This is a genomic window from Pseudoselenomonas ruminantium, assembly GCF_900104055.1.
Taxonomy (GTDB): Bacteria; Bacillota; Negativicutes; order Selenomonadales; family Selenomonadaceae; genus Selenomonas_A; species Selenomonas_A ruminantium_C.
In genome coordinates, this window is record NZ_FNJQ01000001.1 from 40,159 (window position 1) to 55,172 (window position 15,014).

The 15,014-nt window shown below is 49.0% G+C and carries 13 protein-coding genes; all 13 read right to left on the reverse strand.

The window, feature by feature from the left end; genetic code table 11:
- Position 1: 1 nt before the first annotated feature.
- Positions 2-1,072, reverse strand: coding sequence for a glutamine-hydrolyzing carbamoyl-phosphate synthase small subunit (gene carA / locus BLQ59_RS00180; RefSeq protein ID WP_074570534.1), 1,071 nt, complete (start codon positions 1,070-1,072; stop codon positions 2-4).
- Positions 1,073-1,105: 33 nt separating this feature from the next.
- Positions 1,106-2,395: a dihydroorotase gene (locus tag BLQ59_RS00185; RefSeq protein WP_074570537.1), complete on the reverse strand. Its 1,290-nt coding sequence runs from the start codon at positions 2,393-2,395 to the stop codon at positions 1,106-1,108.
- The gene (locus tag BLQ59_RS00190; RefSeq protein ID WP_014424829.1) at positions 2,392-3,339 is read right to left on the reverse strand and encodes an aspartate carbamoyltransferase catalytic subunit; all 948 of its coding nucleotides are present in this window, start codon (positions 3,337-3,339) and stop codon (positions 2,392-2,394) included. The genes BLQ59_RS00185 and BLQ59_RS00190 overlap by 4 nt, the downstream gene beginning before the upstream one ends.
- Before the next feature lie 337 nt (positions 3,340-3,676).
- Positions 3,677-5,689, reverse strand: coding sequence for a molybdopterin-containing oxidoreductase family protein (locus BLQ59_RS00195; RefSeq protein ID WP_074570541.1), 2,013 nt, complete (start codon positions 5,687-5,689; stop codon positions 3,677-3,679).
- 86 nt (positions 5,690-5,775) lie between these two features.
- Positions 5,776-6,324 carry a helix-turn-helix domain-containing protein gene (locus BLQ59_RS00200; protein WP_074570543.1) on the reverse strand — a complete coding sequence of 183 codons (549 nt, stop codon included), beginning with the start codon at positions 6,322-6,324 and terminating at the stop codon, positions 5,776-5,778.
- Positions 6,325-6,390: 66 nt separating this feature from the next.
- The gene (locus BLQ59_RS00205; protein WP_074570546.1) at positions 6,391-7,743 is read right to left on the reverse strand and encodes a phosphohexomutase domain-containing protein; all 1,353 of its coding nucleotides are present in this window, start codon (positions 7,741-7,743) and stop codon (positions 6,391-6,393) included.
- Between the two features lie 19 nt (positions 7,744-7,762).
- Positions 7,763-8,707 (reverse strand): GDP-L-fucose synthase family protein, encoded by a 945-nt coding sequence (locus tag BLQ59_RS00210; RefSeq protein ID WP_074570548.1) that lies wholly within the window; start codon positions 8,705-8,707, stop codon positions 7,763-7,765.
- A gap of 14 nt (positions 8,708-8,721) precedes the next feature.
- On the reverse strand, positions 8,722-10,041 hold the full coding sequence (locus BLQ59_RS00215; protein WP_081342377.1) for a sugar phosphate nucleotidyltransferase: 1,320 nt from the start codon (positions 10,039-10,041) through the stop codon (positions 8,722-8,724).
- On the reverse strand, positions 10,038-11,120 hold the full coding sequence (gmd, locus tag BLQ59_RS00220; protein WP_074570845.1) for a GDP-mannose 4,6-dehydratase: 1,083 nt from the start codon (positions 11,118-11,120) through the stop codon (positions 10,038-10,040). Before gmd ends, BLQ59_RS00215 begins: the two co-directional genes overlap by 4 nt.
- A 29-nt stretch (positions 11,121-11,149) precedes the next feature.
- Positions 11,150-12,127, reverse strand: a complete 978-nt coding sequence (locus tag BLQ59_RS00225) for a KpsF/GutQ family sugar-phosphate isomerase (protein ID WP_074570551.1) — start codon at positions 12,125-12,127, stop codon at positions 11,150-11,152.
- Positions 12,128-12,163: 36 nt separating this feature from the next.
- Positions 12,164-12,991, reverse strand: coding sequence for a 3-deoxy-8-phosphooctulonate synthase (kdsA, locus tag BLQ59_RS00230; RefSeq protein ID WP_074570553.1), 828 nt, complete (start codon positions 12,989-12,991; stop codon positions 12,164-12,166).
- A gap of 67 nt (positions 12,992-13,058) precedes the next feature.
- Positions 13,059-14,405, reverse strand: coding sequence for a lipopolysaccharide biosynthesis protein (locus tag BLQ59_RS00235; RefSeq protein ID WP_074570555.1), 1,347 nt, complete (start codon positions 14,403-14,405; stop codon positions 13,059-13,061).
- A gap of 12 nt (positions 14,406-14,417) precedes the next feature.
- Positions 14,418-15,002, reverse strand: a complete 585-nt coding sequence (locus BLQ59_RS00240; protein ID WP_074570558.1) for an acyltransferase — start codon at positions 15,000-15,002, stop codon at positions 14,418-14,420.
- Between the last annotated feature and the right edge of the window lie 12 nt (positions 15,003-15,014).

Genomic DNA, 15,014 nt, shown 5'->3' on the forward strand with positions numbered 1-15,014 from the left:
CTTATTCTCCCTTCAACATGGTCCAAAATTCGTCAAACAGATAGAGGTTGTCGTCCGGGCCCGGCGAGGCTTCCGGATGATACTGCACGGAGAACAGCGGCAGTTCCTTGTGGCGCATGCCCTCCACCGTGCCATCGTTGACATTGATATGGGTTACTTCCAGAGGCAAATCCTTCAAGGACTCCTCCTCCACCGCAAAGCCGTGGTTCTGGGAGGAAATCTGTACCTTGCCCGTGCGCAGGTCCTTGACCGGCTGGTTGGAGCCGCGGTGACCGAACTTGAGCTTGTAAGTCTTAGCGCCCAGGGCTCTGGCAATGAGCTGATGGCCCAGGCAGATGCCGAAGATGGGCTTCTTGCCAATGAGTTTCTTGATTTCCTCCACGATTTCCGGCACATCCGCAGGGTCGCCAGGGCCGTTGGACAGGAAAATCCCATCCGGGTTCATCGCGAGGATATCTTCTGCTTTCGTATCTGCCGGTACCACCTGCAGCTTGCAGCCAATATCGTGCAGAGAAGTCAGGATATTCTGCTTGACGCCAAAATCCATAGCCACCACCAGCGGTGCATCTTCCTGTTCGGCTTCCATGGTGTAAGCCTGCGGCGTGGTCACTTCCATAACCACTTCTTTTTTGATGGGCACAGCCATCAGTTTATCGATTTCTGCCTGCGTGGCATCCTCGGGTACGATAATCCCCTTCATGGTACCGGCGTTGCGGATCTTGCGGGTTACGGCGCGGGTATCCACATCATAAAGGCAAGGGATATTCTGACGCGTCAAGAATTCTGCCAGACTCTCCTCATAATGCCAGTTGCTGCCCAACTCGCAGAGCTCGCCGATTACAAAGCCGCCCACAAAGGCCTTGCGGGACTGCATGAAAATCTCCGCAATGCCGTAGTTGCCTACCATTGGATAGGTCAGCGTCAGTATCTGGCGGCAATAGCTGGGGTCCGTCAGGCTTTCCTGATACCCCGTCATGCTGGTGTTGAACACCACTTCGCCGGTGGCCCGGCTATCATTCAATAACTGCCCCGTAAAAACGCTGCCGTCTTCGAGGATTAATTTACCCTTCATGAAAACACCTCATTAATTATGTTAGCAAATATGTCAGTCCAGAACTTTACCATCCTGCATAACTACTTTACCTTTGACCATGGTCAGCACTGCCTTGCCTTTGAGCTTACGCCCCACGAAGGGGCTATGGCTGCCCTTGGTATAGAATTTCTTTTCGTCAACCGTCCATTCCAGTTCCGGGTCAATGACCGTGATATCCGCCTGCGCGCCAACGCTCAGATTACCTGCTTCCAGTCCGAAAACCTTGGCCGGTTCGTAGCTCATCTTGGAAACAATCAGCGGCAGGTCCAGCTTCTGCGTGTGGTACAGATCCGTCAGCATGATGCCCAAAGATGTTTCAAGGCCCGGGAAACCACTCGGTGCAAAGATGTACTCCCTGTCCTTTTCTTCCTGCGCATGCGGGCTGTGGTCGGTGACGATGGCATCAATAGTGCCATCCTTCAAACCTTCGAGAATTGCCTCACAATCCTTTTGAGCACGCAGGGGCGGATTGATTTTCGTGGAGGTGTCAAAGAGGTTGACACACTCTTCCGTCATGGTCAGGTGCTGCGGCGTAGCTTCAGCGGTTACCTTGACGCCACGTTTCTTGGCCTGACGCACGATGTCAACGGAACGGGCCGTACTGATATGGGCTACGTGGACGCGAGCACCGGCATATTCCGCCAACAGCACATCCCTGGCTACGGCGATATCCTCCGCTACGGATGGACGACCTTTAAGGCCCAGCATGGCGCTGCGATGACCTTCGTTCATCACACCCTCTTCTACCAGCGTCGTTTCTTCCTCATGATTGATGATTACCTTGTCAAATGTATGGAGATAATCATAAGCATTGAGCATCACCTTGGCATTAGCATCAAAATGTCCGTCATCCGAGAAGGCTACGGCACCGGCTTCAAGCATATCGCCCATTTCGGCCAGTTCCTTGCCTTCCTGTCCCTTCGTCACCGCGCCGATGATTTCCACATTGACACAGGCGGCTTCCTGTGCGCGCATTCTGAGGCTACGCACGAGGGCTGCCGTATCCACAACCGGTTTGGTATTGGGCATGGTGCAGATGGTGGTAAAACCGCCAGCGGCTGCCGCCTTGGAGCCGGAAGCAAAATCCTCTTTGGCCTCCTGACCAGGTTCTCTGAGATGCACATGCAGGTCAATAAGCCCCGGCGTTACTACCTTGCCCGTAACATCGAGCACTTCATCTGCCGCATCCTTTATGCCATTGGCAATCTGAGCAATCTTGCCATCTTCTACCAGCACATCTGCCACTTCATCGAATTTCGTTTCCGGATTGATTACACGTCCGCCTTTGAGCAAAATTTTCATGCCTGTTTTCCTCCCGTCAGCACCAAGGTAAAGAGCGCCATGCGCACAGCTACGCCGTTCTGTACTTCTTCCTGAATGGCCGAATTCTGACCGTAAGCCGTGAAGGGCGAGATTTCCCAGCCCTTGTTCATGGGGCCCGGATGCAGGATCAGCACATCATCCTTGGCCAGTTTCAGGCGCGTATCGTTAAGACCGAAGATACGAGCGTATTCTCTTGTCGTCGGGAACAGGCCGCCCTTCATGCGCTCGAGCTGGATGCGCAGCACTTCGATGACATCGGCGTTAGCGATGGCATCTTCAATGCGCTCATGCACCACGATGCCCGGCTCTTCATAGAGGAAGCGCGGCAACAAGGTCTTGGGGCCGGCGATATGCACTTCCATGCCCATCTTGCGCATGCCGTAGATATCGGAGCGGGCCACACGGCTGTGCAGCACATCACCGATGATGGCTACCTTCAGGCCTTCCAGATGGCCCTTATGCTCCTGGATCGTGAAGAGGTTCAGGAGCCCCTGGGACGGATGCGCATGCGCACCGTCACCGGCGTTGAGGATTACTGGGCTGACCACGCGGGAAGCGTATTCCGCCGCGCCCTCTGCCTTGTGGCGCATAACGATAGCATCCACGCCCATAGCCTCGATGGTGTAGAGCGTATCTCTAAGGCTTTCGCCTTTGACGATGCTGCTGGAACCTGCCGTGATGTTGACCACGTCAGCCCCGAGGTATTTGCCCGCCAGCTCGAAGGAAGTACGGGTACGGGTGCTGGGTTCATAGAACAGGGTAACAATGGATTTACCGCGCAGGGTTGGTACCTTCTTGATATCCCGATGAATGATGTTCTTCATTTCCTTGGCGGTTTCAAGCACCAAGCGAATTTCTTCCGGGCTGAAATCCTCCAGGCCCAAAACATTCTTTCCCCGCAGGGATACATTGTTTTTCTCCAAGTCATTCACTCCTTAACAGGTTGACATAAATAATTATACATTAAAGTTGCATAAACTTTCAAGAGAGAAATCATTGTCTTTGCAAAATTGCCCGCATATCGATAATCAAGTATCAAAAAAGGGAGCTTCCTATGCGTATGCATAAGAAAGCTCCCGCTTTACTTCAGGTTATAGTTATACTACTAGCTATATGACAGGGTCCCCTTATGCGCATCGCAGTACGCATTTTAAAAAGGCAATGTATTCATTTGTCCTTGAGCAGCTCTCGTCTGCTTTGTTAACATTATAGCCTGCCTGTCACTTAAATGCAACCCTTGTAAGCAATTTATTGTATTTTTTATTGGACTTTTTTTCTTAGATTTACTCTGACATCATAGAACGTACTGCCGTCCGCCCTATCGGTCGTCCGCTGGTGTGTCAGCAGATTCGTATTGCCCGCAGCTGTATGTTCCCGCCACCAGATGCCTTCACTGACCACAGTCCCCGCTTGCACCCGCTCGGACAGTTTGACTGTAAATTCCGCCTGCCCCTGCGTATTTTCCGCAATCACCGTGTCACCATCCAGGATATGACGGCTCTGCCCATCGGCAGGGTTCATCATCAGGACCATGATATTGCCCCTGGTCAATTCCTCGCGTTCGTTGAAGGAACTATCCAAAATCCGGGGATCGGGACTATTGATCAGGATAAACTCTTCCTTATCCTCTGCCAGATGCGGCGGCAGATAATCCGGCAGCTGCATATCGAGCGCCGGATTCAGGATTTCAATCTTCCCCGAAGGCGTCTTGAAAGCCAGTTTGTAATTCTCGGGCAGAGGCAGTTCCACCGGTTCTCCCTGAGCCAGGTTGTCTTTATCCACAGGCAGCGGCCAGGCTTTATCCGTGCTGGCGATAAACTTTTCGACCAGCTCCGTTTCGCTCTGCTGGAAAAAAGCATCCTCCAGCCCCATAGCTTCTGCCAATAACTGTGCCACCTGCCAATTGGATCTGCTCTCCCCCACAGCGGGAATAACCGGCTTGGCACGCTGGATCACATACTGTCCATAAGAATAGTAGATATCCTCATGCTCCAGCGAAGTCGTAGCCGGCAGTACAATATCGGCATAAAGCGCTGTATCCGTCATAAAGCGCTCATGCACCACCGTGAACAAATCTTCCCGCTTAAGCCCCGCCAACACCTTGTTCTGATCCGGTGCCGTACAGGCGGGATTAGAAGAATAGACAAACAGGCTCTTCACCGGCGGCTGCAGGGAGCTGTCCGTCAGCACATCTCCCAGCTTGATCATATTGATATGACGAACATCCTTCTTTTCCATATCCGGGCGGCGGATGATGTCCTTATCAAAGGCATGACTGCCGGAGGAGGAGGTCAGCAACCCGCCTCCGTCCTTGGCATAAGCCCCCACCACCGCCGGCAGGCAGGTAATGAGCCGGGAAGTCATCGCTCCGTTGCCATAGCGGGACTGGCCGCTGCCCAACCGGATAAAGGGAGCTTTGGCCGCAGCAAAAGCCCGGGCGAAAGTCTCTATCCTCTCTGCATCCAGCCCTGTTATAGCCGCCACTTTTTCTGGCGGATACTGTGGCAGGACTTTTGCTTCCAGTTCCTGCCAGCCCTGCACATAACGGGCAATGAAATCTTCATCCGCCAGATTTTCCCGCGCCAGCACATGCAGCATCCCCAAAGCCAGCGCACCATCCGAACCGGGCTTCACGCAGATGAATTCATCGGCATATTGAGCTGTTTTCGTTTCATAGGTATCCACACAGACGATTTTAGCCCCGTTTTTCCGGGCGATATCCACATCGTGCTTGAAATGGATATCCGTGGCCAGCATGCTGATACTCCAAAGGATGATATAGTCACTTTTCTGTGCTTCCTGAGGAGCTGTCGGCAAAGTCCCCCCCATCAGGGAGCGATAACCCTCTGCCTTGGCCGGAGCACAAATCGTACGGTCAAGGCTCGAAGCGCCCAGGGCATAGAACAGGGCATGACCGGCACTGTATTGGATGGTTCCCATTGTCCCGGCATAGGAATAAGGCAGAATTGCCTCCGCCCCATATCGATCAATGATTTCCCGCCAACGGCTGGCAATCTCAGCGACAGCCTCCTGCCAGCTGATAGAGACAAACTTTCCCTCTCCCTTTGCGCCCATGCGCTTTAAAGGTGTCAGTAAGCGTTTGGGCGAATGGACCGTCCGCTCATAATGGGCCATCTTCGGACAAAGCGTACCGCGGGTAAACGGATGCGCCGGATCACCCTCGACTTTGATTGCTCGTCCATTCTCCGTCGTGATCAATAACCCGCAACAATCCGGGCAATCATAGGGACAAGCGGATTTATTTATTTTCATTAGGAATCAACTCCAGCGTAAAAAATATAACGCCTTTATTATAACGCAAAAACCAACTTATACCAATATAGCATTACCACAGCTGATTAATTTTGCTTCACTCTCTTTACCATCCTATATAATGTAGCCTTTGATATCCCTAATTTCACAGCCGCCTCATCCGCAGTTATATCCTGCGCTTTCCATTGAGCATAGACCGTATTCCAATTTTGGGGAAGTGCAACCTTAGGCCGGCCATACTGGACACCAGCCTTTTGAGCAGCTTCTATCCCCTGCCTTTGCTTTTCGCGACGTTTGGCAGCAGCCTCCGCATCAATCCGCAGTTCGCATTCAATCTGATTGCTGATTCGCTCCCGGCCTTCGTCCGTCAATCGTCTGTATTGCTTTAACAGCTGCTTGTCCTGCGGTGCCAAAGAGGTACCCTCTGAGCCATTATTATCATAACCGACCAGCTCATCGAGCGAAATCCCATAGAACTCCGCTAACCGGATCAATCCCTTTATATCAGGAGAACGCCTGCCACATTCATAATTCGCATATGTTGCACGACTAACACCAAGGGCATCTGCAACCTGTTGCTGTTTATACCCGTGCAGTTCACGCCATTCGAGTAATTTTTTATCGATATCAATCATAAATTATATTTCCTTAAAGAGAACAATACAGGAGCCAGCCTGTTCATGTCATCATAGCGCCTACTTTTATGACCGGATTTTTCTCAGCAATTCTTCAGTCTTCTGCTTCATCAAAGCATCATCATGTCGCGACTCTACATTCAGACGAATCACCGGTTCTGTATTAGACTTACGCAAATTAAAGCGCCATTTATCAAATTCCACTGACAAGCCATCTATTTTCAAGACTTTGCCTTGGGAGCCGTATTCTGCTTCTATAAGGGCTAATATCTCATCGGCATCCCTTACCTTGCTATTGATTTCACCAGAGCAGGGATACTGTTCCATACGCTCCTTCATCAGTTCAGATAAAGATTTTCCGGACTTAGAGATCAGTTCCAGCACAAGCAACCACGGAATCATACCACTGTCACAGTAAGAAAAGTCCCGGAAATAATGATGAGCGCTCATTTCGCCACCATAAATGGCATTTTCTGCCCGCATCTTTTCCTTGATAAACGCATGCCCGCTCTTTGACATCACCGGCACGCCGCCATTTTCCTGCACCAGCTCTTCCGTATTCCAGGTAAGGCGTGGATCATAGATAATCTTTTCTCCTGCATTCTTCTGCAGGAACGCCTGGGCCAAAAAACCTACCATATAATAACCTTCGATAAAGTTCCCCTGTTCGTCAAACATGAAACAGCGGTCAAAATCTCCATCCCAGGCAACACCGGCATCAGCCCCAGATTCACGGACAGCTTTCGCCGTAGCCTCACGATTTTCAGGCAGCAGTGGATTCGGTACGCCGTTGGGGAAATTACCATCCGGCTGATGATGAACCTTCACCATCTCAAAGGGCAGATACTTCTCCATCACATCAAGGATAGGTCCTGCCGCACCATTGCCAGCATTGACAACTACCTTCAATGACTTCAACTGGGCCACATCCACGTAGGACAGGATATGCTTGACATAATCTTCAGCAATATCCAACTTTTCCACTTTGCCAACATTACCAACCATAGCAGGCAAATCACCCTCAGCTACCTTTGCCTCCAAATCCCGCAAGCCGGTATCTCCGGAAATCGGTCTGGCTTCCTGCCGCACAAACTTCATGCCGTTGTACTCTTTCGGATTATGGCTGGCGGTAATCATAATCCCACCGTCTAACTTCAGATGAGCCGTGGCAAAGTAAATCATCTCTGTGCCACACTGGCCGATATCCAACACATCACAGCCAGACTCCATCAGGCCCTTAATCAAAGCCTCCTTCAACGCTGGGCCAGACAAACGGATATCATTGCCGACAACCACTTTCTTTGTCCCGAACAGGCCAGGGAAAAATCTGCCAATACGATAGGCAATCTCCTCATTTAGCGTCTGCGGATAAATCCCGCGAATATCATAGGCACCAAAGGCCTCTGTGCAATAACTCATTAGTTCATTCCTTACCTTGTCAACGCTCTGCCCGCATGGGATTATTCAAGAAATCCTCATAGGCCAGTTTAATGCCATCCTTTAACTCCGTCTTGTAAGTCCAGCCCAACTTCTCAGCCTTGGACACATCGAGGAGCTTACGGGGCGTACCATTGGGCTTGCTGCTGTCCCAGGTGATTTCTCCTTCGTAGCCGATAACCTCTGCCACCAGTTCAGTGAGTTCCTTGATGGTGAGTTCCTTACCCGTACCCGCATTGACGGTTTCATCGCCGCTATAGTTGTTCATCAGGAACACGCAAAGATTGGCCAAATCATCAACATAGAGGAATTCACGCAAAGGTGAGCCATCCCCCCAGCAGGTCACCTTGGTAAGCCCCTGTTCCTTGGCTTCATGGAAGCGACGGATAAGCGCTGGCAGTACATGACTGTGCGTAGGATGATAGTTATCATTGGGCCCATAGAGATTGGTGGGCATTACGGAAATATAATCCGTACCATACTGTTTGTTCAGGAACTCACAGTACTTAAGCCCGGAAATCTTAGCTAAGGCATAAGCCTCATTGGTTTTCTCCAGTTCCGAAGTCAGCAGGCAAGATTCCTTCATAGGCTGAGGAGCCAAACGGGGATAGATACAGCTGGAACCAAGAAACTCCAGCTTCTTGCAGCCATTCTGCCATGCTGCATGGATCACATTCATCTCCAGCATCATATTGTCATACATGAAATCTGCCAGAGCCTCACTATTAGCCACAATGCCGCCAACCTTGGCCGCTGCCAGGAATACATACTCCGGCTTTTCCTGAGCAAAAAATTCATTGACAGCTACCTGATCAATCAGATCCAGCTCTTTATGTGTACGGGTGATGATATTCGTATACCCCTGCCGTTCAAGTTCCCGCACAATGGCTGAGCCCACCATGCCGCGATGGCCAGCCACATAGATCTTTGCATTTTTTTCCATCATTACTATACGCCTCTTTATTCCCACTTAATTTTATCTGCTTTGGATATGGCCTCGCCTATCTGCACTTCCATAATAGTCATACGGCTTTTGGCTGTGATCTTATGCTTGGAGCCTACAGGCAGTTCCACAATATCTCCGGCCTTGACCATACGCTCCTGCCCATCCAGCAGCACTGTGCCTTCACCACTGACAATATTCCAGATCTCCCGACGATGCTCATGGCTATGGTAGTTCATACCATGCCCCGCATTAAGCGTTACCTTTATGGTGAGACTTTCGTCTTCCACGTCTATAATCTGAAAGCTGCCCCAGGATTTTTCAGCAAACATCACCTGCTGGGTAAGATTTTCCACATAGGGCTTGATATAGCTGGAAGCATCCTTATCAGAAACCAAAATCCCCTCTGGGCTGGCAGCCACTACCAAATTCTGTGCTCCCATAACGAGAATGGGTACATCCATCTCGTTGACCACATGAGTATCCCGGCAGCTATCATCCATTGTCACATCACCAATGAAAGGCTCATGCATGATTTCCGTCAGGGTATTCCAGGTACCCAAGTCTTTCCACTCCCCGGCGTAGCGCAGAACGCCAATGCTGGACTCCTTTTCGACAACAGCATAGTCAAAGCTGATTTTCGTCAGATTGCCATAGTTCTCGTATAGATCTTCATAGCCTTGGAAATCAAGAAGTTCATGGGCTTTTTCCAGTACATACCCCAACCGATAGGCAAAGACACCGCTGTTCCACAAAGCACCCTTTTCGATATACGCAGCGGCTTTAGCTGCCGTAGGCTTTTCTTTAAAGGAAGCCACCTTGCTGATTTCGTCCTTGGAAACCGGCATAATATAGCCGTATTTCTCACTGGGATATGTGGGCTCAATGCCCATCAGCATCAGGTCAGCCGTGCCTTGCGCCGCCAATTCAGTCAATCGCTGCACGGACTTGTAATAATCCGTGGACACATAAGGATCAACAGGACATACAGCCACAGCCTCATCCATTCCCACACCTTTCACATCATGAAGGTAAGCACTCACCAACACAATAGCAGGAAATGTATCCCGGCGACAGGGCTCCACGGAAATATCCACATGATCCCCTAGCTGATTCTTCAGCGTAGACACCTGAGACTTGGACGTAGCCACTGTGATATCCGCTGACTTGTCCACCCTGCGAATTTGCCGAAATACTCGCTGGGCCATGGAGATATACTCTCCATCTACCTGCGGAAACAACGGGATAAACTGCTTGGAGCGAATATCATTAGACAACGGCCATAGGCGTTTGCCGGAGCCACCGGATAATAGAACAATATGCAGATTTTCCATCATTTTACAATACCCTTTTCCAGGAATTCTGCCAAATTCACATGCTCCTTCAAGCGCTCAGCAGCAACCTTTTCCATATCATGTTTCACCATGATTTCCACCAGCTGCTCAAAAGTCGTCTTCGTCGGATTCCAACCAAGTTCTTTCTTCGCCTTGGTGGGATCCCCCAAAAGATTCACGACATCCGTTGGACGATAGAAGTCCGAGCTTACTTCAACTACCACTTTACCCGTAGCCTTATCGATGCCTTTTTCCTCCATACCTTCGCCTTTGAACTCCAGCTCAATACCGGCATGATGGAAGGCCAGCCGACAGAACTCACGAACTGAGTGCTGCACGCCCGTTGCAATGACGAAATCCTCCGGTTTGTCATGCTGCAGAATCAGCCACATGCACTCCACATAATCCTTGGCATACCCCCAATCGCGCAGACTGTCGAGGTTGCCAATATACAGTTTTTCCTGCTTGCCCTGGGCAATGCGGGCAGCTGCCAACGTAATCTTACGCGTAACAAAGGTCTCGCCACGGCGCTCCGATTCATGGTTGAAGAGAATACCGGAGCAACAGAACATGTTATAAGCTTCACGGTACTCCTTCGTAATCCAGAAACCATACTGCTTGGCCACCGCATAAGGAGAATAGGGGTGGAACGGCGTATTCTCATTCTGAGGAACTTCCTCCACCTTGCCATAAAGCTCCGACGTGGAAGCCTGATAAATACGGCAGGTATCCTTAAGACCGCACAGACGGACAGCCTCCAGAATACGCAAAACACCCGTAGCGTCCACATCTGCCGTAAACTCTGGTGCATCAAAGGAAACCTGTACGTGACTCTGTGCCGCCAAATTATAGATTTCATCTGGGCGTACTGTGCTGATGACAGCCATCAGGCCCATGGAATCGCCCATATCACCATAGTGCAGATGGAAATTCGGTCTGCCCTCCAAATGGGCTATTCGCTCACGATAATCCACTGAAGAACGACGGATTATGCCATGTAACTCATAACCCTTATCCAACAAAAACTCTGCCAAATAAGAACCATCCTGCCCGGTCACACCGGTAATTATTGCTTTTTTCACTTTCTTATTTTCCTCCTCAAAAAAAACAATCATACCACGCCTTGACGTAAAAGGTCAGTTAAATGAATAATACCCACAGGAATTTTATTTTCGTCAATAACCGGCAATACCGTAACCGGGCGGGGTTTGTGCTTTTCCATAACCGACAGGGCCGAGGACGCCATGGCCTCCTGCTTGATGGTCAGCGGCGTGCCGAACATGATATTGCCCACAGCCTCATCCAGGAATTTGTAATCCTTGGCCAAAGCACGGCGGATGATACCATCGGTGATGATACCCACCAGCTTGCCGCTGTCATCCACTACGGATGCAGCGCCCAAGCCCTTATCCGTCATGATGAAGAGGGCATCCTTGGCCGTCTTGTCCTTATGCACAATGGGGTTTTCGTCCCCGGTATGCATGACATTCTTGACCGTGAGCAGAAGTTTTCTGCCCAAAGCCCCACCCGGATGGAACAGGGCAAAGTCCTGGCTCGTGAAGTCCCGGACGCTCATCAGGGCAATGGCCATGGCATCCCCCATGGCCAGCGTTGCCGTGGTGCTGGCCGTAGGTGCCAAACCTAAAGGACAGGCCTCCTTCTCCACGCCGATATCCACGAAGTAATCGCTGTTCTGCCCCAGTTGGGAATCCCGGCGGCCGCACATGGCGATGATCTTCGCACCAATGCGGTGGATGATGGGCAGGATGTTGACCACTTCCGTGGACTCGCCGCTGTTGGAGATGGCAATGACCACATCGTTTTCCGTGACCATGCCCAAATCCCCGTGGAAGGCCTCGCCAGGATGCATAAAGAAGGACGGCGTGCCCGTGCTGGCAAAGGTAGCCGCCATCTTGCGGCCGATATGGCCGGACTTGCCCATGCCGGTCACCACTACGCGGGCCTCGCACTCCAGGATGCACTGCACCGCCGCTACGAATTCCGCATCGATACGGCTCTTCAGTTTATCAACAGCTGCTGCCTCAATGGCCAGAGTGTCCAGCGCTGCCTTTTTGATCTGTTCTACCAATCTTATCCCCTCAACTTACAACTAAGCCAATCGCAATTATTTCGCTTTATGGCGCACGATTTCATGAATGGCCACGGCATCCTTCAGCAGGTCTTCCAGCTTGTCCAGGTAAACCATATTAGCCCCATCGGACAGTGCCTCTTCCGGATTGTCATGCACTTCCAGGAACAGGGCATCGATGCCCACGCCCACAGCGGCCCGCACGAGGTATTCCACATACTCACGGTTGCCCGCAGACGTCGTGCCATTGCCCCCCGGCAGCTGTACGGAATGAGTGCCGTCCATCACGACCGGATAACCAAAGGAACGCATGATGGGCAGGGAACGCATATCCACCACGAGGTTATGATAACCAAAGGAGGCGCCGCGCTCCGTCAGCATGATCTGGTCACAGCCGCTTTCATGGAGCTTGTCCACCACATTGCGCATATCCTCCGGCGCCAGGAACTGTCCCTTCTTCACATTGACCACACGCCCCGTCTGGGCAGCCGCATGGAGAAGATCCGTCTGACGGCAAAGGAACGCCGGAATCTGCAGGATATCCGCCACTTCCGCCACGGGCTTAGCCTGGGAAGTCTCATGAATATCCGTTACCACCGGCACGCCCAGTTCCTCTTTGATGGTCTTGAGCATCTCCAGCCCCTTCTTCAGCCCCGGCCCGCGGAAACTGTGATAAGAAGAACGATTGGCCTTGTCAAAAGAAGCCTTGAATACATAATTGATATCAAGCCGCTCACAGATTTCCTTAATGGTACGCCCAATCAAAAGGCAGCGATCCAGCCCCTCAAGCACACAAGGCCCAGCCAAAAGCATCAGCTTCTCACCACCGCCAACAACAAAATCACCTAATTCTACTTGATTCATTTTTCTTTCTAAGTCTCCCTTCATCATCTCTCAGTGGCTTCATATTAACCACCAGCCAATCTATAATCTATTCTTCACCTAATTCAACTAACATTTTATCATTCCATTTTCTAAATATTTTAAAAATTTGCAATGGTAATATAACATCCAACCAAACAAGTGACAAAGTCATCCCTAAAGCAATCCCTTCTAGTCCCATATTTGCCATTAACGACCAATAATAGGTAAAAGGAATTACAGAAACTGCTGTCAATATCCATGTCAACATCTGAATATTAATATCACCAATGCCATTTAATAACATACATGAAACATTGCAAAACATTATCTCCACATAGTAAAAACCAATCAATCCCAGCAAAAGATTACTGTATTCTAAACGAATGTGCATCCACAAATAAATTACCTGATCAATAAATAGTGCTACCACTAAAAATCCCATTATAATTCCTACAGTTAAGTATAAACTTTTACGAAAAACTCTACCTATCCACAAATAATCATGCCGCACATACGCTTCGGTATATGCTGACCACAAAGGTGTCATAGCCAAATTTTGTAGGACAAAAGAAAACCCCATCACTTTAGATATAATATCAAAGGTTCGTACATACTCTGGCCCCAAAAATTCAGTTATCAACAGATTATTAAACGTAAACCCAAAGATACAGCATATCTGAATGATAAAAAATTTAATTCCTAAGTTACTGATGCTACGCACCTTGTTAAACTGAAAATATTTTAACCATGGGAACACTTTCCATTGGCAATGAAAAAAATAGCCAATAAAGGCGAGTCTTGAAGATATCATAGCAACACCAAAGGCAAATACAAAGTAGATTAGTCTATGACTAGGTTGCAATGTCAGATAATAAACTACAACTAGCATAACCAGACTATGCACTATGCCTATCCCTCCTACCATTGCGGCTTTTTGATAGGCATAGTAAATTTGATTGATAACAGATAACACAAAAGCCAAAATAACAAAAATACCAGTCCAATAGGTGACTTCGTATAATACCTGTTCTGTTACAGCTGTAGTATTAAACAGTTTTTGCATATTAACAGTAGACATCACAATATGAAAAACTACAAAGAAAATTGTACCTAAACACATCATGGTCCACACACCTGTTGATATATAAGCACGTATTTCCAGCAAATCTTCACGAGCGACCGCTTCTGCCAGCTTATTCCGCAATCCTAATCCAATGCCCATATCCAACATATTTATCCAATTCATCACTGAAAATAATGTCACCCAAATACCATACTCAACTTCAGATAGATAATGCACTGTCAATGGTAAAAGCATAAAAGACAGGAGCACACCTAACGCCTTAAGTCCAACGGAATAAATAATATTTTTCTTTAAGTTTTTACTTCTGTTATTTGAAGTATCTAATCTCATAAATTTCCTCTGCTACTCACTTGTAGGAATATCCTTAATGTAACGTGCAGGATTTCCAGCCCATATCTGATTAGGCGGTATATCCTTGGTGACCACAGAACCAGCCCCTACTACGCTGTTTTCACCAATAGTAACCCCCTTTAAGACTATAACACTAGCTCCTAGCCAAGCTCCGTCTTTGATGTGTACCGACTTTGATTTTACATGCACATCGGGTAATCTTACACGATTATCCTTTCGTAGGGAGTGAAAATCCGTATCATATATACGGCAATCTCCCCCAATGTATACATCTTCTCCCAACTCTATTTTTTGCCATGAACAAAAAGTCGTATTGGAGATTCCAGTACCACGACCAATAATAATCTGCGCACCTGATCGCACATTAAAAGTACATCCTGATTGTCCACCAATAGCATTATAACGAATATTCGAATTTATTGTTATATCATCAGCGAGGAATATTTCTCCTTCTCCACATACATTTATTCTGCCACGTATTTTCACATTTTGCCCCACAACAACTTTCCTACTATAAAATACAAAGTTATTCCACAACTTATCTATAGCCCATCTAATCACATCTACGACAAACATTAAAATTCCACC